This window comes from Shewanella sp. YLB-07, from assembly GCF_009377275.1.
The window spans coordinates 94,892-112,136 of record NZ_VOQB01000018.1 but is presented as its reverse complement, the minus strand read 5'-3'; the positions used below and the strand labels follow the sequence as shown (position 1 = coordinate 112,136).

Genomic DNA, 17,245 nt, shown 5'->3' with positions numbered 1-17,245 from the left:
AAGCCATGCCTTCGAGCATGGCTTTTTTATTCTCTTAAGGCGGAATATTTGTTAGTATTCGCGACCGAAATTCAATCTAAAACAACATAATTACAACAGAGGCTAAATGTTCGATCTTATTCGTCACAAAACTGCCAGTCATAGGGCCGATCTATTATCGGGCATAACTGTCGCACTCGCACTGGTCCCTGAAGCTGTCGCATTTGCTTTTGTCGCCGGTGTTGAGCCTATGGTGGGCCTCTATGCCGCTTTCATCATGGGTCTGATCACCGCACTCATAGGTGGACGTCCGGGCATGATCTCAGGTGCTACCGGCGCTATGGCCGTCGTCATGGTCGCCTTGGTCGCCGAGCACGGAGTAGCCTACCTCTTCGCCGCGGTGGTGTTAGCCGGTATTATCCAGGTCTCGTTTGGCCTGCTCAAGCTAGGTAAATTTATCCGCATCGTGCCCTATCCTGTGATGATAGGTTTCGTCAATGGCTTAGCCATCGTCATCTTCTTAGCCCAATTGGGTCAGTTTAAATCGCCGGATATTAATGGTGTTATGGCTTGGTTACCCCAAGACCAACTGGCTCTGATGATTGGACTGGTGGCACTCACCATGGGCATCATACATTTCTTGCCTAAGCTAACCACAGCCATCCCCTCCTCTCTCGTTGCTATCGTCACTGTTACCCTGATGGTGGTTTTCTTAGAGCTAGATACCCGCACCGTATTAGATTTCTTAAAATCCATGAGTGGTGATGAGAATGCAACCATAGCCGGAAGTTTACCAAGCTTCTCTATCCCTGCTGTAGCATTCAATTTAGAGACCCTGTATATCATTCTGCCCTACTCTCTCATTCTTGCCGCCGTCGGCTTAATCGAGTCTCTGCTGACACTCACGGTGATCGATGAGATGACCAACACCCGCGGTAAAGGTAACAAGGAATGTATCGGCCAAGGCGTTGGTAACATCACCAGTGGCTTCTTCGGCGCCATGGGTGGTTGTGCCATGATTGGTCAGTCTATGATCAACATCAACTCAGGTGGACGCGGTCGCCTATCGGGTGTTACTGCGGCCCTGACGTTGCTTGGTTTCATCCTGTTCGGTTCGGCTATGATAGAGATTATCCCACTGGCAGCTCTAGTTGGTGTGATGTTTATGGTTGTGCTGGGTACCTTCGAATGGGCCAGCTTTAAGGTGATGGGTAAAGTCCCTAAACATGATGCCTTCGTCATCATCTTGGTGACTGTTGTCACTGTGTTTACCGACTTGGCATTTGCCGTGTTCGTTGGTGTCATAGTCTCTGCACTGGTCTTTGCCTGGGAACACGCTAAGCATATCAATGTTGAGATAACTGAAGATGCTAATGGTTGGAAAGTTTATAAACTTAACGGTCCTCTGTTCTTCGGTTCTGTGGCTGATTTCTTAGAGCTATTCCACAACAATACCGATCCTGATGACGTGATAGTCGACTTCCAAAATTCACGCGTATGTGATCACTCGGCGCTAGATGCCATAGATACTCTGGCAGATAGATATGTAGCTTCGGGTAAGAAATTACACCTACGTCACTTGAGTAATGACTGTAAACAGTTATTGCATAAGGCGGGAGATCTTGTCGAAGTTAATCTCATCGAAGATCCTCACTACAAGATTGGCGACGATAAGCTAGATTAATTTTCGTCAGCCAAGTCTGAACTCCAGACATGAAAAAGGCGAGCTTAGCTCGCCTTTTTCATGTCTGGAGCAATGTCATTTCAACTTATCAGCAAAAGCAGCCCTAAATTTCTCTACTTTAGGCCTCACAACCATCTGACAATATGCTTGCTCACCGTTTTGCTCGAAATAATCATTATGGATATTCTCTGCACTATAGAAGGTATTAAAACCAGAGATCTCTGTGACTATCGGCTTAGACCAGACTTTAGCTTGAGTTAGCTCTTCTATCATCTGATTAGCAAGCTGACTCTGCACTTCATCATGGGCGAAAACAACCGAGCGATATTGTGGACCCACATCATGACCTTGTTGATTCAAGGTAGTTGGATCATGACCCTGCCAAAACACAGCGAGCAATTCCTTAAAGCTGATGACTCTTGGGTCAAACTCGATATGAACGACTTCTGCATGGGTTGTCATACCCGAGCAGACGGCTTTATAATTTGCGCTCGCCTCATCACCGCCGCAATATCCAGACTGAACTGAGATAACCCCTCGAAGTTGGGTGAACATAGCTTCGAAGCACCAGAAGCATCCCCCTCCAAGCGTCGCAAACTGATATTTGTTTAGCTCATCGGCTGCAGAATGAGCCTTGAACACCATAGAAACGGAATTAACGCAGTGACGAATATTGTTCTCGGTTAAATACTCCCCTTCAAACACATGGCCCAGATGGGCATCACACTGAGCGCAGACTATTTCGACTCTCTGACCATCGGCATCGGCAATTCGTTTGACGGCCCCTTGGATCTCGTCATCGAAGGCGGGCCAGCCACAATGGGCATTAAACTTATGTTCAGATAAATACAGGGGCGCTTCACAACGTTTGCACACATAACTCCCCTGAACATCATGCAGGTGGTACTCCCCGCTAAAAGGCCGTTCGGTGCCCTTTTCTTCAATCACATGTCGTTCAAAATCGGTGAGTTCACGCATACTTGTTACTCTTAATTCGCTGTGTAGATTAGACCTGAGATCTTCATCTTCTCTTTCAAATATAAACGACGCAAGACAAACCGCAATTTATTGTCTGTTCTGCGAATTTTTTGAAACTATTTTTATCTTAGCTGTTCTTGCTTATGCCTTTATTCTTAAATTATTATTTCCTATAATGTTCGGTGCTTATCTCTTTAAAAAACAATGATGAGGTGATTTCCATCACACTTAATTGCCCCTTAGCCCTAGCCTAGATAAACTAGGCTTGGGTTTATCAATTATAAAAAGTTAAGAAGACTGAGATGAAATTAGAAACAATCGATTATCAAGCACCCGATAGTGCAGTAAAGTTCGTCCAATCATTAAGAGATACTGGCTTTGGCGTACTGGCTAATCATCCAATTGATAAGGCCTTAGTAGAAAAAATATACACAGAGTGGCAAACCTTCTTCAACAGTGAAGAGAAACATGACTTTCTGTTTAAACCTGAAACCCAAGATGGCTTCTTTCCAGCTGAAGTATCCGAAACGGCTAAGGGCCACACGGTTAAAGATATCAAGGAGTATTACCATGTCTATCCTTGGGGACGTATTCCTGAATCCTTGAAAGAGAACATCTTAGCTTACTATCAGCTCGCCAATGAGCTTGCTGAAGAGTTGCTTCAGTGGATAGAAGAGCATTCACCTGCAGATGTTGCGGTAAACTACTCCATTGCCTTACCTAAGATGATTGAAGGCAGTCATAAGACCTTGCTACGCATATTACATTACCCGGGAATGACAGGTGATGAAGAAGTTGGGGCTATCCGCGCCGCGGCTCATGAAGACATAAACCTAATCACCCTGCTACCCGCGGCGAATGAACCAGGTCTTCAGGTGAAAGGCCAAGACGGCGAATGGATTGACGTACCTTGTGATTTTGGCAGCCTAATCATCAATATCGGTGACATGTTGCAAGAAGCTTCCGGCGGTTACTTCCCATCTACCACTCATAGGGTGATCAATCCAGTGGGCACAGATATGTCCAAGCCTAGGGTATCATTGCCGTTATTCTTGCATCCTAACCCAGAGGTTGTGCTCTCTAGCCGTTACACGGCAGACAGTTATCTTATGGAGCGATTGAGAGAATTAGGTGTGATCTAAGCGCTACTCCAGTGACTTTCCATAAAAAAGCGCCTAAGGGCGCTTTTTTAATGAAATTTTCCCCTAACAAGGTAAAATCCCTACATCAAAACTAATACAGAGCAATAAAATGGCTATTCAGTGGTATCCCGGACATATGCATAAGGCGCGTAAAGAGATCGAAGAGGTCATGCCTCAGGTCGATCTTGTGATCGAGGTGCTCGATGCGAGGATCCCATACAGCAGTGAGAATCCTGTCGTTTCAACACTTCGTGGTGACAAGCCCTGTATTAAGCTATTAAACAAGTCAGACTTGGCCGATCCTGAAACCACTCAAAGATGGATAGAGTATCTTGAGCGGGAGCAAGGCGTTAAAGCCATGGCTATCACTACTTTGCAAGCCGCTCAAGTGAAGAAAATCCCCGACCTATGCCGTAAATTTGTCCCTAGTCGGGATAAACTCGAAAAAGATATTCGTACCATGATCATGGGGATCCCAAATGTGGGTAAATCCACCATCATCAATACTCTCGCAGGCCGTATGATTGCCAAGACAGGCAACGAACCCGCAGTGACAAAAGTTCAGCAGCGTATCAATTTAAGAAATGGCATCGTCTTGTCTGACACACCCGGCATTCTCTGGCCTAAAGTCGACAATGAAAAGAGCAGTTATCGTCTGGCCATCACAGGTGCAATTAAAGATACCGCCATGGAATATGAAGATGTCGCCATGTTTGCTGCCGAGTACTTTTTAAAGGCCTACCCTGAAGCGATTGCCGAGCGTTATAAACTTAAAGAGCTACCCGATACCGACATCGAGTTATTAGAGGCCATAGGCCGAAAAAGAGGGGCACTGCGCCCAGGTGGACGTATCGACTTGCATAAGGTATCTGAATTAGTCCTTCATGAATTCCGTTCAGGAAAAATTGGCCAACTTTCATTAGAAACCCCCGAAATGGCTGAACAAGAAAAAGCTGAAGTCGCGGTGATAATGGCAGAAAAAGCCGCTAAAGATGAAAAGAGGAAAGAAAAGGAAAGACTTAAGCTTGCAGGAAAGCGTCATAGATAATCCATAACAGCCTCCTCTTTGATGTGCTTGGGAACAGCCTCCCAAGCACATATATCTTGTATCAAGCCAACAAACACGGCTTCGGCACTGGGCGAGCGACATATGCTATACCAACCCGATTAAATATGTGATCGTTCAGCGGGAGTTCAAAGTGCTGTAGGCAAGGCGGATGTTTGAAGCTAATAGTTATTCTATATCGAGAACATGTAACGCAGCATAAAGTGCTTTGAAACCCGCACTACGTGAGCCACTCAGACATTCCACTTCTGTGTTGCACTGACTTAAAAGGGAATAACCATTTCTACATCAATGCGCCTTGAATTGAAAAGCCTGAGTGGCTCTGAAATGAGTAAATATTTAATGAGGTTGGTATTACCCATACAGACAAACAAGACACTTTCAATATTCATTTAATGTAAATGGCCTTTTAGTTATATTTATTCAATGGACCTTACCCTAAGAAATCGAGCAAACCTAGGCGTTCCTTTCTGGGTAAACCCAGAGTACTGATAGGTGACAGTCGAGCCAATCTCAGGTGGATATCTTCTCTCTTTCATACTAAAGCCTGTACCGAGTTTGAATCTGACTCCTTGCTGATTTTCAACAAGCAAAGACCCCATCACACCTTGCAGCTTCCCCTTACCCGCCTGATAAGCAATGACTCTTGCTTCTGCATCATAATAAGGTTTAAGTTTAATCAGGTTCAAGTTCCGACCGGCGACATACAATGAACTAAGCTTATGCAACATCAAGCCTTCGCCGCCGTCGGCTACTACTTCAGTGAACCAGGTATCAAGCTGATGCTGATTATCAAATCTCTTCTGCTCTATCAGCTCTAGATACTCAGTTCCAAAGTTCAAATCTTTGTTTGCCGTGGCATATCTTTCGACAAAAGACCCCGAATGAGATGGCAGATCGAACACCATAAACTTAACCATTCGCCACTGTGCATCGATAGGCTCTTTTCTTCTCGCCAGAGATGACATCTGCTCGAAGGTTCCTCTTCCCATCCACAGTTCACCGTCTAAAGGGTAAGTAGGAAAACCGTCGACAAACCAGTCAGGTACAGCAATTAATCGACCGGATCTAGAGTTCATCTGACGTCCATTCCAATAGCCTCTGACCCCATCAAGTTTTTCACTGACCAGATAACCTGATACGGGACCTTCCATATCTGTGTGTACTGCCAGTTGGATATTAGCAGGCATGGGGTTGGATAGGCTAAGTGGTGGGTATATAGCAGTGCCACAGAGGATAAAAATCAGTACTGAATACGTTAAAATGTGTCTATACATGGAGCGCTCCTTCGTCTGGTTTGAGCAGGTTAAATCCTTTAACCTGTGGTAACGACTTTATTTATACAGATTGGTATTACAATAAATATCAGTGTAGAACATGAACCAATTTAATTGAAATAGGTCTCAAATATTCCAAGTGATATACTCTGCGCAAATTTAGCTAACATCTTTAGCAATCAGTTTATCAATTTGATAACAATACAGACTTTTACCTCTACAAGAGCGGGTAAAGTCTTAGACGGAAAATTATGAAACCAGAAAACAATCATGGTATAAAGCGAATTATTAGGGCTACAGGCTTCTCAATGAAGGGGCTTAGGGCTGCCTGGGTTCACGAAGCAGCATTCAGGCAAGAACTCATGTTAGCCATCGTCATGTTGCCAATCGCAGTATTAGTGGATATCGCGACTCTTGAGAAGCTATTGCTTATCTTTAGCCTCTTTATCGTACTTATCGTTGAATTGTTAAATTCTGCCATCGAAGCGGTCGTCGATAGAATAGGCGATGAGATCCATACCTTAAGCGGACAAGCCAAAGATATCGCCTCTGCGGCGGTATTTATGAGCCTGGCTCTGTGTGGAATCACTTGGGCGGTAATATTGGGCAGCAGATACCTTTAATTATCAGCTATCTCAGTAACAAGTTTCACTCCAACAGTTCTATTGCAATATGTAGCCAGTTGGAGTGCAGACTTACCTTCAGCATCTGTCAGACACTCCCAATCTATACACTTAATATTGCAGAATATAGTCTTCTGTATCTGTCAGACACTTCCAGTCTAAGCCTTAATATTACAGAAAATACCGCCTTTCTCTTACACGAGAAATAGCAATGACTCCAAGGATATAGAAGATTTAGCTGAATCTGAACAGGGGTAAATCCCACATAAAGAAAACAGAATCCACACTCTTTTTAGACATTTATTGATACAAGTCATTCACAAATAGACGCAATCTGCTACTATAGTATTACTAAATGATTCGAATCCAATAGAATCAAGTACTTGTAGTTATAATAAATTTTGACGGAGTCGCCTTTGCTCAAAAGATTAGGCATCTCATTTTCATGTCTTTTGGCCGCTTGCCAAACATACGCAGCTGATAATGATCAGGCTTTGCAAGATTTTGCATCTATAAATGATCTAGATAACCAAGTTGTGCTCAGAATAGGTGGATTTTACTCCAACTCCAATTCAAGCATGGATGTAACGAATCCCATATTAGGTCAGGACTTTAAGATCGATTTCGAAGAAGATCTTAAGCTTGAAGAATCTCAATTTTTACCTTTCTTTGAAATGTTTTACCACTTCAATGAGCGACACAGCCTGTATATCGACTGGAAGCAGTTGCATCGAACAGCTGAAATTCAGGCGATCACCACACCATTCCAGGTAAACTTCGAAGATAAAGTCTACGACATAAAAGCGGGCGCTAAGCTTAAAACCACCTTAAATATGGATATCGCCAGATTAGGTTACGGCTATAACTTCTACCAAGGGAATAACTACAATCTAGGCCTGTCTGTGGGCTTACATACCATGTTTATCAAAACGGGGTTTGAGGGTGATATTGGTGCCTGCATCGAACAAGACCTTGTGCTCAAATGTGATCAACAACCTCTCGACAGAGCCATTGATGAGAGTGTCACCGCTCCCCTTCCCGATATTGGCCTTTACGGTGACTATGAATTTAGCCCGGGATTCAGATTCACTGCTCACGTGCAATATTTTTATATCAAGCTTGATGATCTCAAGGGTAGCCTAGTAGACATACGTGCAGGTGTAGAAGCCGAGATCACAGAAAACTGGCACATGACAGCGGCATTTAATTATTATGAAGTTGATGTCGATTATACGCAAAGGACAAATGTCGGTGATATTCATGTGGCCGATTACAACCTCTACTATAGCTTCATAGGGCCTATGCTATCTGTTAGCTATCGTTTCTAAATAATACATCGGAGTGAATCGAGAAACGACTCACTCCGACTCAAGCTCCCCTCGTCAGCCCTTAACCATAAAACTGATAACACACCAGAATCGCCGCGATAATCCCCGCCAAATCGGCCGTTAAACCACAGAACAAGGCATGGCGTCCATTGCGTATGCCTACGGCACCAAAATACACGGCCAATACATAAAAGGTGGTTTCGGTGCTGCCTTGAAATACTGCCGCCAAACGGCCAGCGAAGGAATCTGCGCCATGATGTTCCATGGTTTCTAACATCATGGCCCTTGCACCTGAGCCACTAAAAGGCTTCATTATCGCGGTAGGCAAGGCATCGACAAAACGTGTGTCTCCGCCTACCACAGAGACGATGACGGAGATGAGGTGTAGCAGGTAATCCAAGGCTCCAGAGGCGCGAAGTAGGCCAATCGCCAATAACATGGCCAACAGGTAAGGAATGAGTTTTATCGATTGAGCAAAGCCTTCTTTGGCGCCTTCGATAAATTCATCATAAACCGCGACCTTACGCATGCCTGCGACCAAGATAAAACTAAACACCAATATCAATAAGATACCATTGCCCATGGCCGTGGATAAGGTGCCTATCGCCGTTGTCGTCAAGGTGCCTAAATAGAACACCAGTGCCGTGATTGAGCCAAAAATCAAGGCTCCATAGCCCATAACAACGGCATTGAGTAAGGATAAGCGCTGAAACAGCGCCACCACAAGCACTCCGACAATCGTGGAAGCCGATGTCGCCAGTAAGATTGGCAAAAAGATATCGGCTGGCGCCTCAGCCCCTTGCTGGGCTCGATAGAGAAAAACGGTAACAGGCACTAAGGTCACTGACGAGGTATTCAATACCAAAAACAAGATCTGGGCGTTTGTCGCCACCGTTTTATTCGGGTTTAAGGTTTGTAAATCCTGCATCGCCTTCAAGCCCAGGGGCGTTGCCGCATTATCTAACCCGAGCACATTGGCGGTGAGATTCATGGTCACACTCCCATAGGCGGGATGGCCCCTCGGCACTTCTGGCATCAACCTAGATAGAAGAGGTTCAAATATCCTGGAAAACACACTGACAACCCCGGCTTTCTCCCCCACACGCATCAGCCCCATCCATAAAGAGAGTACGCCGATGAGACCAAGCGCAATTTCAGCCGCTAGTTTAGCGCTGCTAAATAACGCCGTCACCGATGCCGATAACACCTCAAGATTACCATTGAATAACTGAATACAGATGGCAAACAAGGCGGTGACAAAAAAGAAATACCAAATTCGATTTAACACAGAACTTCCTTAATAGGGCGAAACAAAATAACCAAACATCATCTACAGGGCTCACTGAATAATCGAGATTATTAAGCTACAGATCCTGAAATCTTGAGCTTAACCCGGACTCAAGCTAGGCTGCTCTATGGTATAATCACGCAAATTTCAGCTCGTCACCATGCTTTTTATTAGCATCTGGCTCAGTACATGGTTCAAAAGATGGCCCTTATAAATCAAGATTTTATCGATAGCATAACTCAAGACATGCCTGCTCATCTCTCTATGGATGACTTTGTTCAATACAGTAGCCGTCCATTGAGAGCCTCGATCCGCGTTAACACGCTAAAAATATCGTCGGCCAATTTTATCGAACTCATGCAGCCTAAGGGCTGGACACTCGAACCAATTCCATGGTGCTCGGATGGCTTCTGGATATCCCTCGACAGAGAAGTCCAATTAGGCAACACCATAGAACATCTTCAGGGTCTATTTTACATTCAAGAAGCCAGCTCAATGTTGCCACCAACGGCACTATTTTCCCAGCTAAATGAAACAGATAATGCCACAATTCTCGATATGGCTTCGGCCCCTGGGTCCAAAACAACACAGATAGCTGCCTTAATGAACAACTCTGGCTTGCTTATCGCCAACGAATATTCTTCGAGCCGGGTAAAAGTGTTACATGCTAACGTTCAGCGCATGGGGGTCAGTAATACCGCCCTCACCCATTTCGATGCTCGGGTCTTCGGTGAATATCTCTATGCCACATTCGATGCTATCTTGCTCGACGCCCCCTGTAGCGGTGAAGGCACCATACGAAAAGACCCTTCAGCGTTAAAAAATTGGAGCCTGGAGTCGAGCCAGTCGATTGTTGCGACGCAGAAGGCCTTGATCGAATCTGCTTTTCTGGCCTTAAAAACCGGTGGAATTCTGGTGTATTCGACCTGTGCACTCAGTCGATTTGAAAACCAGGAAGTGTGTCAACATTTAAAGGCTATGTACCCCGATGCAGTCGAGTTTGAATCCCTCAGTGATCTGTTTATCGATGCAGATAAGGCCTGCACGGAAGAAGGTTTCTTGCATGTCTGGCCACAGATCTATGACAGTGAAGGCTTCTTCGTCGCAAAAATAAGAAAAACAGCAGACATTAACAGGCAAGTTGCCGAGCCAAGAAAACAGAAAAACTTCCCCTTCACTCAGATATCCACTAAAACAGACACTGAGTTAAGGGCATATTTTCAGGATACCTTCGCCATTAAACTGCCAAGCCAGAGCCAGATAATGGTGAGGGAGCAAGAATTTTGGTTGTTTCCTGAAAAAATGCAGAACTTGATTGGTCGGATGCGATTTCAGCGTATAGGCATGAAAATCGCCGACGCCCTTAAGCATGGTCTTAAGGCACAACACCAGGCAATACTGGCATTTGGTGCGGGAGCCAGCATGGTTGAGCTGTCACAAGCTCAGGCAAAAGAATATCTAATGGGACGGGATATTCCCTTGGAAGCAGGCCTTAAGCCACGCGGAGAAGTGATTGTTAGCTACCATAACAGTCCGTTAGGCCTGGCGAAACATCTTGGTAAACGATTGAAGAACAGCTTACCCAGAGAGTTAGTCAGAGACAAGATCGTCAATTCTGATGCAAGCAAAGCTCAATGACATATTTACTTACAAACATGCATTAATAATATTGCATATAAGCGCTGCAAGCCGGTTATGTCGACTACACTATTAGCCAGAGAGTTAATTCCTAATGAGGATCTCAACAGTAGCGCACGGCTCTTTAGTTAGAGCCATTCCCCTGGACCCAGAACAATCGGAATAGTTTTGGGTCTTTTTTTGCCTAAAATTCGAACTTATCTCGGCTAATACCAATCGGTATAATATTAACGTCCGGCTAACTTAGCCGCATCGGTGAACAAGTTGAAGAAGTTATCTGTAGTATATTGGGCCAACTCTTCATAAGACTCCCCTCTCAGCTCTGCGATAAACTCGGCGACATCACGGACAAACGCTGGTTGATTCTCTTTACCTCTATGCGGCACAGGAGCTAGATACGGAGAATCAGTTTCAACCAACAACCTATCTTTAGGTACCTTTCTCATCACAGTGCGTAAATCGCCCGCATTCTTGAAGGTTGCAATGCCAGAGACTGAAATATAAAAACCCAGATCAATCGCCGCTTTGGCCATCTCCCAGTTTTCAGTGAAGCAATGCAACACGCCGCCGACCTTATCGGCATGACCGTTTCTTAAGAAATTTAGCGTGTCTTCCCTGGCATCTCGGGTATGTATGATTAGCGGTTTATTAACTTGCACCGCGAGTTCGATCTGCTGCTCGAAACATTGCTGTTGCAGTGCTTTGGTTTCATTGGCATAAAAGTAATCCAGACCAGTCTCTCCGATAGCGACAACCTTAGGCTCTTTAACAAACACATTGAGCTCAGTGGTATCCAGCCCCTCCTGCACATCCAAGGGATGTACGCCGGCAGAGAGGAACACTTGATCAAACTCCGCCATCTTATCTCGCATGGAAATAAAACCTTGTTGACGCACATTCACGCACAGGAAATAGTCAACATCCCTGGCTTTTGCATCACTGATGATCTGTTTGAGTGATTGGTGATCGGGCGCGGCTTTTAAACGGTCGAGATGACAATGAGAATCAATGAGCACGTGAATTTCCAGCAGAGTGATAGATCTAAAAAGGAGTCAAAGAATACAGAGCTATAAGGCAAGGGTCAAATTAAGATGCCAGTTCTAATACCAATCGGTATAAAGAGGCTTTAGGGAGGAATTCTGGAGATTTAAAGGTAAAGACGAAGAGATCACATGGTACAGGTCAAGTCTCCGGAGGCAAGTTCACGGGCTAAGAGGGTTTCTATATGCTGCTTATGTAATTCTGCATCGGACAGGATCTTGATACCAATTCCCGCCGGGCGGCCGCCAGATGCACCTAGAGGATTAATCCAAACCACCATGCCCTGAAACTCATGTCTGTTGAGCGAGCCAGGAAGTTGGTAAGCTATAGTTAACTCTTGGCCCAGATAGTGGCTTTCACTGGTCGCAATGAATAGACCCGCCGGCTGAATAAACGGCATATATGCGCGATAAAGCTGATGTAAGGTATCAAAATTAACAACTAGGTCTATCATAAAACGGCTATCTCGTTAACTTATTATATTCTAAGATAAAACCATTAAAAAGAGCTAAGTAGTTTACATTCGGCATGACACTCAACTTATGGTAGGTATCCATGACCTTCATTCCAAATTCGGTTACTTTGACTCTCAACAATGCGTCTAAATCTGCCTGTCTTATCAATTTCTGCCTCAAGATTAAATACAAAACCTTAAGTGCATCAGATGCTTGCTTTTCATTAACACTAATTAAACTAGCACAGAGGTGACCGGAGGACAAACTTTGAGCCCAGCCTTTCCTAAATTGTAGCAGTTGCGCGTATCGTTCGCTTTCTAGCGCGAGAGCCAGCTCCAGCGGGCCTCCCATCACTGGCAAACACCAAGTCACATCAGTTGCAGACCCGGACTCTGTCGATAACCAGAGCTTGATCTCCTCCATGGAAGGCGGCTCGAAGTGAACCTGCTGACAACGGCTCTTAATCGTTGCCATCAGTCTGCTTGGGGTATCAGACTGCAACAGGAGTAAGGTATCTTTCCCAGGTTCTTCCAATGTTTTCAATAATGCATTGGCCGATGCCTGATTGAGCTGTTCACTATGGTAGATCACAGCGACTCTGCGTCCACCTTGCTGCGATGTCATCGTCAGCTTTTGACACAGTTCGCGTATCTGATCGACCTTAATCTGATTACCGTCAGCAGTGATTCGATAGAGATCCGGGTGCGTGTTGCCATCCAGTAACTGACAGGCCTTGCAAAAACCACAGGCTCCCAGCTCACCCGGACTCTGGCACAGGGCAGCTTTCGCTATTTCAAGTGTTAACTCCTCCCCGCCATAACCTTTATGCACGCCCACTAAGTAGGCATGGCCTAACAACCCGTTCTTTATCTGTTGAGTAAAGTCACTTATCGGGGCCGCGAGCCAGGAGATATTTTGCATTACCAATCCTGAGTCTGTAACAAGGCTAGAATATCTTTATGCACTTCGGCCATAGTCTGCCCGGCATCGATGACGGCTATAGTGTCGTCTTCTGCGGCAAAAGATAAGAAAGTTGCCCGTGCACGTTCGAAGAAATCCAGCGCCTGCTTCTCTATCCGATCTAACTCGCCCCGTTTAGCCGCACGCTGCAATCCTTGCGCCGGATCGATATCTAGATAGATGGTTAAATCTGGTTTAAAATCGCCTAATGTCGCCTTACTCACGACTTGAACTAAGGGCATGAGTCCACGGCCTCCACCTTGGTAGGCCAGCGATGAAAGGTTGTGTCTGTCACCCAACACCCAGGCTCCACGATGTAATGCAGGCTTTATCACATTAGCAACCAATTGTGCTCTGGCAGCATAGAGCAAGAGGCACTCGGCTTCATCACACAAGGGATCGGTTTCATCGGCAATCTTGACCAAATCTCTCATGCGCTCGGCCAGCGGCGTTCCACCCGGTTCACGGGTACATACAGGCACTTGACCCGTGTGCTTCTCGATAAAATCACGAACAAGAGATATCGCGCTAGATTTACCCGCGCCTTCTAATCCTTCGATAACAATAAATTTGCTGTTGTTCTCTCTGTTCATCGGTTTCTCTGATATTTATTTACGGCACGATTGTGCTCAGATAGTGTTTTGGAAAACACATGACTGCCATCATTTTTAGACACAAAATAAAGGTAATTAACGTCGGCAGGCTGCGCCGCAGCAATAAGAGATGCCCCACTAGGCGCGGCTATGGGAGTCGGCGTCAAACCTTTAATTCTGTAAGTGTTGAAAGGCGTCTGCTCTCGTAATGCTTTACGGGTGATATCTCCCTGATAACTGTCCCCCATGCCATATATCACAGTAGGATCCGTTTGTAGCCGCATGCCCTTGTTGAGTCGATTGGCAAACACGGCGGAGATCCATGGGCGCTCACTGGCTTTACCCGTTTCTTTTTCTATGATTGACGCCATGATCAAGAGTTCATATGATGATTTGAGTGGCAAGTCTTCGGCCCGCTGAGCCCAAGCTTTATCTAGCTCCTGCTGCATTTTGTGATAACTTTGCAGCACAATTGAGTTTATATTGTCACCCGCAACATAATGATAGGTATCGGGATAAAATTTACCTTCTGGTAAACCTGATTCATCGCCGTTGTCACTCAAGACCTGGGTAAAAACACCCTCATCATATTGGCTGTGAGGTAAGGCTTGGAGTATTTGGGTCCACTCCTTGATATTTTGCCCTTCAATCAAGGTAACGCTAAATACCTTCTCTTCGCCTTTGACTAATTTGGTCAACAAGTCAGCAACTGATTCACCAGGCTGCAGCTCATAGAAGCCAGAGCGGATCTTGGCTAGCTCAGGTTTTAACTTAACCAGTGCCTTTAATTTCCAACCTTCGGCAATGAACTCTCTTTGCTCTAATGTTGAGACTAAGTGTGAGAAGGAGGTTCCCCTCTTCAACACTAGCTCTTGTGGCTCAGTCACATTTAAGGGAGAAAGGCTATAATCCATGATCGTTTTATAACCCCAAACACCCAAGCCAGCGGCGAGAGTGAGCAAGGCAAAACAGCTAACAGTCAGTGTAATTATTATTTTTTTCATAATGTAAGTTGCAGTATTTGCCTTAGCTGGTGAGTAAAGTCGGCATGAGTGAAGTGAACATCATCGACGTTATTGATATCAAGTATACCGACTAAGCTGTTAGTCATAAATACATGTTGATAATGGCGCAAGTGTAAATAGGGGATAGGACGAGCTTCAACATCATACCCAGCCTCGAGCAACGCATAGATGATTTGCTCACGCATCACACCGGCAACACCTGAGCGTGATATTGAAGGGGTCACAATATGCTTACCCGTGACAAAAAACAGGTTGGCCATCGAAGACTCGACGATATTATCCAAGCCATCGAGCACTAACCAATCTTGATAACCAGCAGGTAAGGTTTCCGACTTGATCAACACTTGCTCGAGACGGTTGAGATGCTTTATACCCGCGAGTCTCGGCTGCTGAGACAGTTTAATCGGTGAACGGGTTAAGGATATCCCGGTTTTTTGCCAGCTTGCATAGTGAGTGGGAATAGCATGGAGCGAAATAACCTCAGTTATCTCACATGTTACGGGAGCCCCATAGCCTCGGCCTCCGGCGCCGCGGCTCAATAACAGCTTTAAGCAGCCAGTCACTTGGCTTTTGGCCAGGTGCTTAACCTGTGTCACTAACGCCAAAGAAGGAGACCAAGAGAAACCTAAGCGTGTCGCACCTTGAGTTAGTCTGTCGAGGTGCGCCGATAAGAAAGCAAGCTGACCTTGTACTATTCGCATGGTCGCGAAGAGTCCATCACCATAAGCCAGGCCGCGATCCAGTGGTTCTATATGACCATTAAGCTCGCCATTAACCCAAACTTTTGTCACTTGCTCAGTCATCGTTTTTCATCAGTTAACTATCCAGCCCGCAGTGGTTATTTATCTTGGCTAATAAGACTGGCAACGGCGGCTTGCTGATTCTTATATTTAGCATTTTTACGCTTATTATAAGGACGGGAAACAGGCTGATTTAAGCGCTCGAAATTGAGTGCTCCTATGGTCATTTCTGGGCGTAAGGCCAAGGGTAATTTACCGCTATTAAAAAATTCCAGCACTATCTTGCCATGCCAACCGGGATCGATACGATGAGCCGTGGCATGAACCATTAAGCCCAGACGCGCGAGGGACGAACGACCGTCGAGCCAGCCCACGATATCAGCAGGCAAGGTGACATATTCATGAGTCACAGCTAGGGCAAGCTCCCCGGGGTGCAGGAAGAAGGCTTCCCCAGGAGGTATGACTATCATGTCACTCATGACGCGATCCAGAGATTCCTGTACGTCTGCCGTAGGACCACTGAGATCGATAAAAGGCGCGGTATGGCCCTTAAATACGCGGAACTGATCGCCAAGTTTAACGTCGATACTAACACCACTTATCGCCTCTTCCGATGGGCGGGGTTCAATCATAATCGTGCCGTCATCTAAACAAGCTTCAATCTCTGAATCGGTTAAACGCATTTCGATCTTACTCCTGACTATTGTCTGTTATGCATGACCTCTGACGTTTACATATTTAAACTTAGTAGAGGTAAACAAGATGTAGGGCAACTCTTTTAATCGAGTTAAATATCTAAAAGGTGCTGAATTCTGGTCTTCAAAATATCGGTCGCGATACGATTCTTACCGCCACGAGGCACGATAATATCGGCATATTGTTTAGACGGCTCAATAAACTGCAGAAACATAGGACGAACGGTTTCAGTATATTGTGACATCACAGATTCCATGGTGCGACCACGCTCGGCAACGTCACGTTTCAAACGACGCATAAAACAGATGTCCAGCGGCGTATCCATAAACACGCTGGCATCCATCAAGTCGCGCAAATTAGGATCGGTCAGTAGTAAGATCCCCTCTAAGATGATCACCTTCTTCGGTGTCATCTTAATCGTTTCAGCCATACGCGTGTGCTCGCTATAGCTGTACTTAGGGATCTCAACCGCTTCACCCGACTTCAATGCTATGAGATGACGACACAAATGCTCATGATCTAACGCTTTGGGATGATCGTAATTGGTCTTTACCCGCTCATCCATGGATAAGTGACTCTGATCGTTATAGTAAGCATCTTCGGCGATGACTCCAATCTGATCTGTGCCTAGATCCCGGCACAGCTCCTCATAGATAGTTTTAGCAATTAAACTTTTACCCGAGGCCGAAGCCCCCGCGATAGCTATGATGACACACTGAGAATTCATGCTAA

Annotated in this window: 17 protein-coding genes; 6 read left to right on the top strand and 11 right to left on the bottom strand. The window is 45.4% G+C overall.

The genetic code is table 11. The features are described 5' to 3' along the window. Window positions 1–106 precede the first annotated feature (106 nt). On the top strand, window positions 107–1,663 hold the full coding sequence (locus FS373_RS27820; RefSeq protein ID WP_152831082.1) for a SulP family inorganic anion transporter: 1,557 nt from the start codon (window positions 107–109) through the stop codon (window positions 1,661–1,663). A gap of 75 nt (window positions 1,664–1,738) precedes the next feature. Here FS373_RS27820 and FS373_RS27815 read toward each other — a convergent pair whose 3' ends face one another. Continuing rightward, window positions 1,739–2,641, bottom strand: coding sequence for a bifunctional methionine sulfoxide reductase B/A protein (locus FS373_RS27815; RefSeq protein WP_152831080.1), 903 nt, complete (start codon window positions 2,639–2,641; stop codon window positions 1,739–1,741). Window positions 2,642–2,943: 302 nt separating this feature from the next. Between FS373_RS27815 and FS373_RS27810 the strand changes: the two genes are divergently transcribed. Further along, window positions 2,944–3,783: an isopenicillin N synthase family dioxygenase gene (locus FS373_RS27810; RefSeq protein ID WP_144046911.1), complete on the top strand. Its 840-nt coding sequence runs from the start codon at window positions 2,944–2,946 to the stop codon at window positions 3,781–3,783. Window positions 3,784–3,892: 109 nt separating this feature from the next. Beyond that, complete coding sequence (ylqF, locus tag FS373_RS27805) at window positions 3,893–4,831, top strand: ribosome biogenesis GTPase YlqF (protein ID WP_144046912.1); 939 nt, start codon at window positions 3,893–3,895, stop codon at window positions 4,829–4,831. Window positions 4,832–5,268: 437 nt separating this feature from the next. Here the strand turns inward: ylqF and FS373_RS27800 are convergent, their stop codons facing one another. Then, on the bottom strand, window positions 5,269–6,126 hold the full coding sequence (locus FS373_RS27800; protein WP_144046913.1) for a DNA ligase: 858 nt from the start codon (window positions 6,124–6,126) through the stop codon (window positions 5,269–5,271). A 251-nt stretch (window positions 6,127–6,377) separates the two neighbouring features. On the opposite strand from FS373_RS27800, the gene FS373_RS27795 reads away from it, so the two are divergent. Beyond that, window positions 6,378–6,749 (top strand): diacylglycerol kinase, encoded by a 372-nt coding sequence (locus tag FS373_RS27795; protein ID WP_144046914.1) that lies wholly within the window; start codon window positions 6,378–6,380, stop codon window positions 6,747–6,749. 494 nt (window positions 6,750–7,243) lie between these two features. Further along, complete coding sequence (locus tag FS373_RS27790; RefSeq protein ID WP_227993344.1) at window positions 7,244–8,077, top strand: DUF481 domain-containing protein; 834 nt, start codon at window positions 7,244–7,246, stop codon at window positions 8,075–8,077. A gap of 61 nt (window positions 8,078–8,138) precedes the next feature. Here the strand turns inward: FS373_RS27790 and FS373_RS27785 are convergent, their stop codons facing one another. Then, window positions 8,139–9,365 carry a nucleoside recognition domain-containing protein gene (locus tag FS373_RS27785; RefSeq protein WP_144046915.1) on the bottom strand — a complete coding sequence of 409 codons (1,227 nt, stop codon included), beginning with the start codon at window positions 9,363–9,365 and terminating at the stop codon, window positions 8,139–8,141. A 201-nt stretch (window positions 9,366–9,566) separates the two neighbouring features. Here FS373_RS27785 and rsmF point away from each other — a divergent pair, with 201 nt between their 5' ends. Next, on the top strand, window positions 9,567–11,003 hold the full coding sequence (rsmF, locus tag FS373_RS27780; protein ID WP_144046916.1) for a 16S rRNA (cytosine(1407)-C(5))-methyltransferase RsmF: 1,437 nt from the start codon (window positions 9,567–9,569) through the stop codon (window positions 11,001–11,003). 227 nt (window positions 11,004–11,230) lie between these two features. On the opposite strand, the gene FS373_RS27775 is transcribed toward rsmF, so the two are convergent. The 8 genes from FS373_RS27775 to udk all read right to left on the bottom strand — a co-directional run bounded on the left by FS373_RS27775 (window position 11,231) and on the right by udk (window position 17,240). Beyond that, window positions 11,231–12,019 carry a TatD family hydrolase gene (locus FS373_RS27775; protein WP_144046917.1) on the bottom strand — a complete coding sequence of 263 codons (789 nt, stop codon included), beginning with the start codon at window positions 12,017–12,019 and terminating at the stop codon, window positions 11,231–11,233. A 152-nt stretch (window positions 12,020–12,171) separates the two neighbouring features. Then, window positions 12,172–12,498 (bottom strand): PilZ domain-containing protein, encoded by a 327-nt coding sequence (locus FS373_RS27770; RefSeq protein ID WP_144046918.1) that lies wholly within the window; start codon window positions 12,496–12,498, stop codon window positions 12,172–12,174. Between the two features lie 7 nt (window positions 12,499–12,505). Beyond that, window positions 12,506–13,420, bottom strand: coding sequence for a DNA polymerase III subunit delta' (holB, locus tag FS373_RS27765; protein WP_144046919.1), 915 nt, complete (start codon window positions 13,418–13,420; stop codon window positions 12,506–12,508). After that, the gene (gene tmk, locus FS373_RS27760) at window positions 13,420–14,052 is read right to left on the bottom strand and encodes a dTMP kinase (RefSeq protein ID WP_144046920.1); all 633 of its coding nucleotides are present in this window, start codon (window positions 14,050–14,052) and stop codon (window positions 13,420–13,422) included. The genes holB and tmk overlap by 1 nt, the downstream gene beginning before the upstream one ends. Then, a complete protein-coding gene (gene mltG / locus FS373_RS27755; protein ID WP_144046921.1) occupies window positions 14,049–15,056 on the bottom strand; it encodes an endolytic transglycosylase MltG in 1,008 nt (335 codons plus the stop codon). The genes tmk and mltG overlap by 4 nt, the downstream gene beginning before the upstream one ends. Then, window positions 15,053–15,880 (bottom strand): aminodeoxychorismate lyase, encoded by an 828-nt coding sequence (gene pabC / locus FS373_RS27750; RefSeq protein WP_144046922.1) that lies wholly within the window; start codon window positions 15,878–15,880, stop codon window positions 15,053–15,055. Before pabC ends, mltG begins: the two co-directional genes overlap by 4 nt. A 35-nt stretch (window positions 15,881–15,915) precedes the next feature. After that, the gene (gene dcd / locus FS373_RS27745; RefSeq protein WP_152831075.1) at window positions 15,916–16,500 is read right to left on the bottom strand and encodes a dCTP deaminase; all 585 of its coding nucleotides are present in this window, start codon (window positions 16,498–16,500) and stop codon (window positions 15,916–15,918) included. Between the two features lie 104 nt (window positions 16,501–16,604). Next, window positions 16,605–17,240, bottom strand: coding sequence for a uridine kinase (udk, locus tag FS373_RS27740; protein WP_144046924.1), 636 nt, complete (start codon window positions 17,238–17,240; stop codon window positions 16,605–16,607). Window positions 17,241–17,245 lie beyond the last annotated feature (5 nt).

Excerpts from the sequence above, each read along its gene's own strand:
- FS373_RS27820 (WP_152831082.1), top strand. The coding sequence starts at position 107 with ATGTTCGATCTTATTCGTCACAAAACTGCCAGTCATAGGGCCGATCTA.
- FS373_RS27815 (WP_152831080.1), bottom strand. The coding sequence starts at position 2,641 with ATGCGTGAACTCACCGATTTTGAACGACATGTGATTGAAGAAAAGGGC.
- FS373_RS27810 (WP_144046911.1), top strand. The coding sequence starts at position 2,944 with ATGAAATTAGAAACAATCGATTATCAAGCACCCGATAGTGCAGTAAAG.
- ylqF (WP_144046912.1), top strand. The coding sequence starts at position 3,893 with ATGGCTATTCAGTGGTATCCCGGACATATGCATAAGGCGCGTAAAGAG.
- FS373_RS27800 (WP_144046913.1), bottom strand. The coding sequence starts at position 6,126 with ATGTATAGACACATTTTAACGTATTCAGTACTGATTTTTATCCTCTGT.
- FS373_RS27795 (WP_144046914.1), top strand. The coding sequence starts at position 6,378 with ATGAAACCAGAAAACAATCATGGTATAAAGCGAATTATTAGGGCTACA.
- rsmF (WP_144046916.1), top strand. The coding sequence starts at position 9,567 with ATGGCCCTTATAAATCAAGATTTTATCGATAGCATAACTCAAGACATG.
- FS373_RS27770 (WP_144046918.1), bottom strand. The coding sequence starts at position 12,498 with ATGATAGACCTAGTTGTTAATTTTGATACCTTACATCAGCTTTATCGC.
- holB (WP_144046919.1), bottom strand. The coding sequence starts at position 13,420 with ATGCAAAATATCTCCTGGCTCGCGGCCCCGATAAGTGACTTTACTCAA.
- tmk (WP_144046920.1), bottom strand. The coding sequence starts at position 14,052 with ATGAACAGAGAGAACAACAGCAAATTTATTGTTATCGAAGGATTAGAA.
- mltG (WP_144046921.1), bottom strand. The coding sequence starts at position 15,056 with ATGAAAAAAATAATAATTACACTGACTGTTAGCTGTTTTGCCTTGCTC.
- pabC (WP_144046922.1), bottom strand. The coding sequence starts at position 15,880 with ATGACTGAGCAAGTGACAAAAGTTTGGGTTAATGGCGAGCTTAATGGT.
- dcd (WP_152831075.1), bottom strand. The coding sequence starts at position 16,500 with ATGCGTTTAACCGATTCAGAGATTGAAGCTTGTTTAGATGACGGCACG.
- udk (WP_144046924.1), bottom strand. The coding sequence starts at position 17,240 with ATGAATTCTCAGTGTGTCATCATAGCTATCGCGGGGGCTTCGGCCTCG.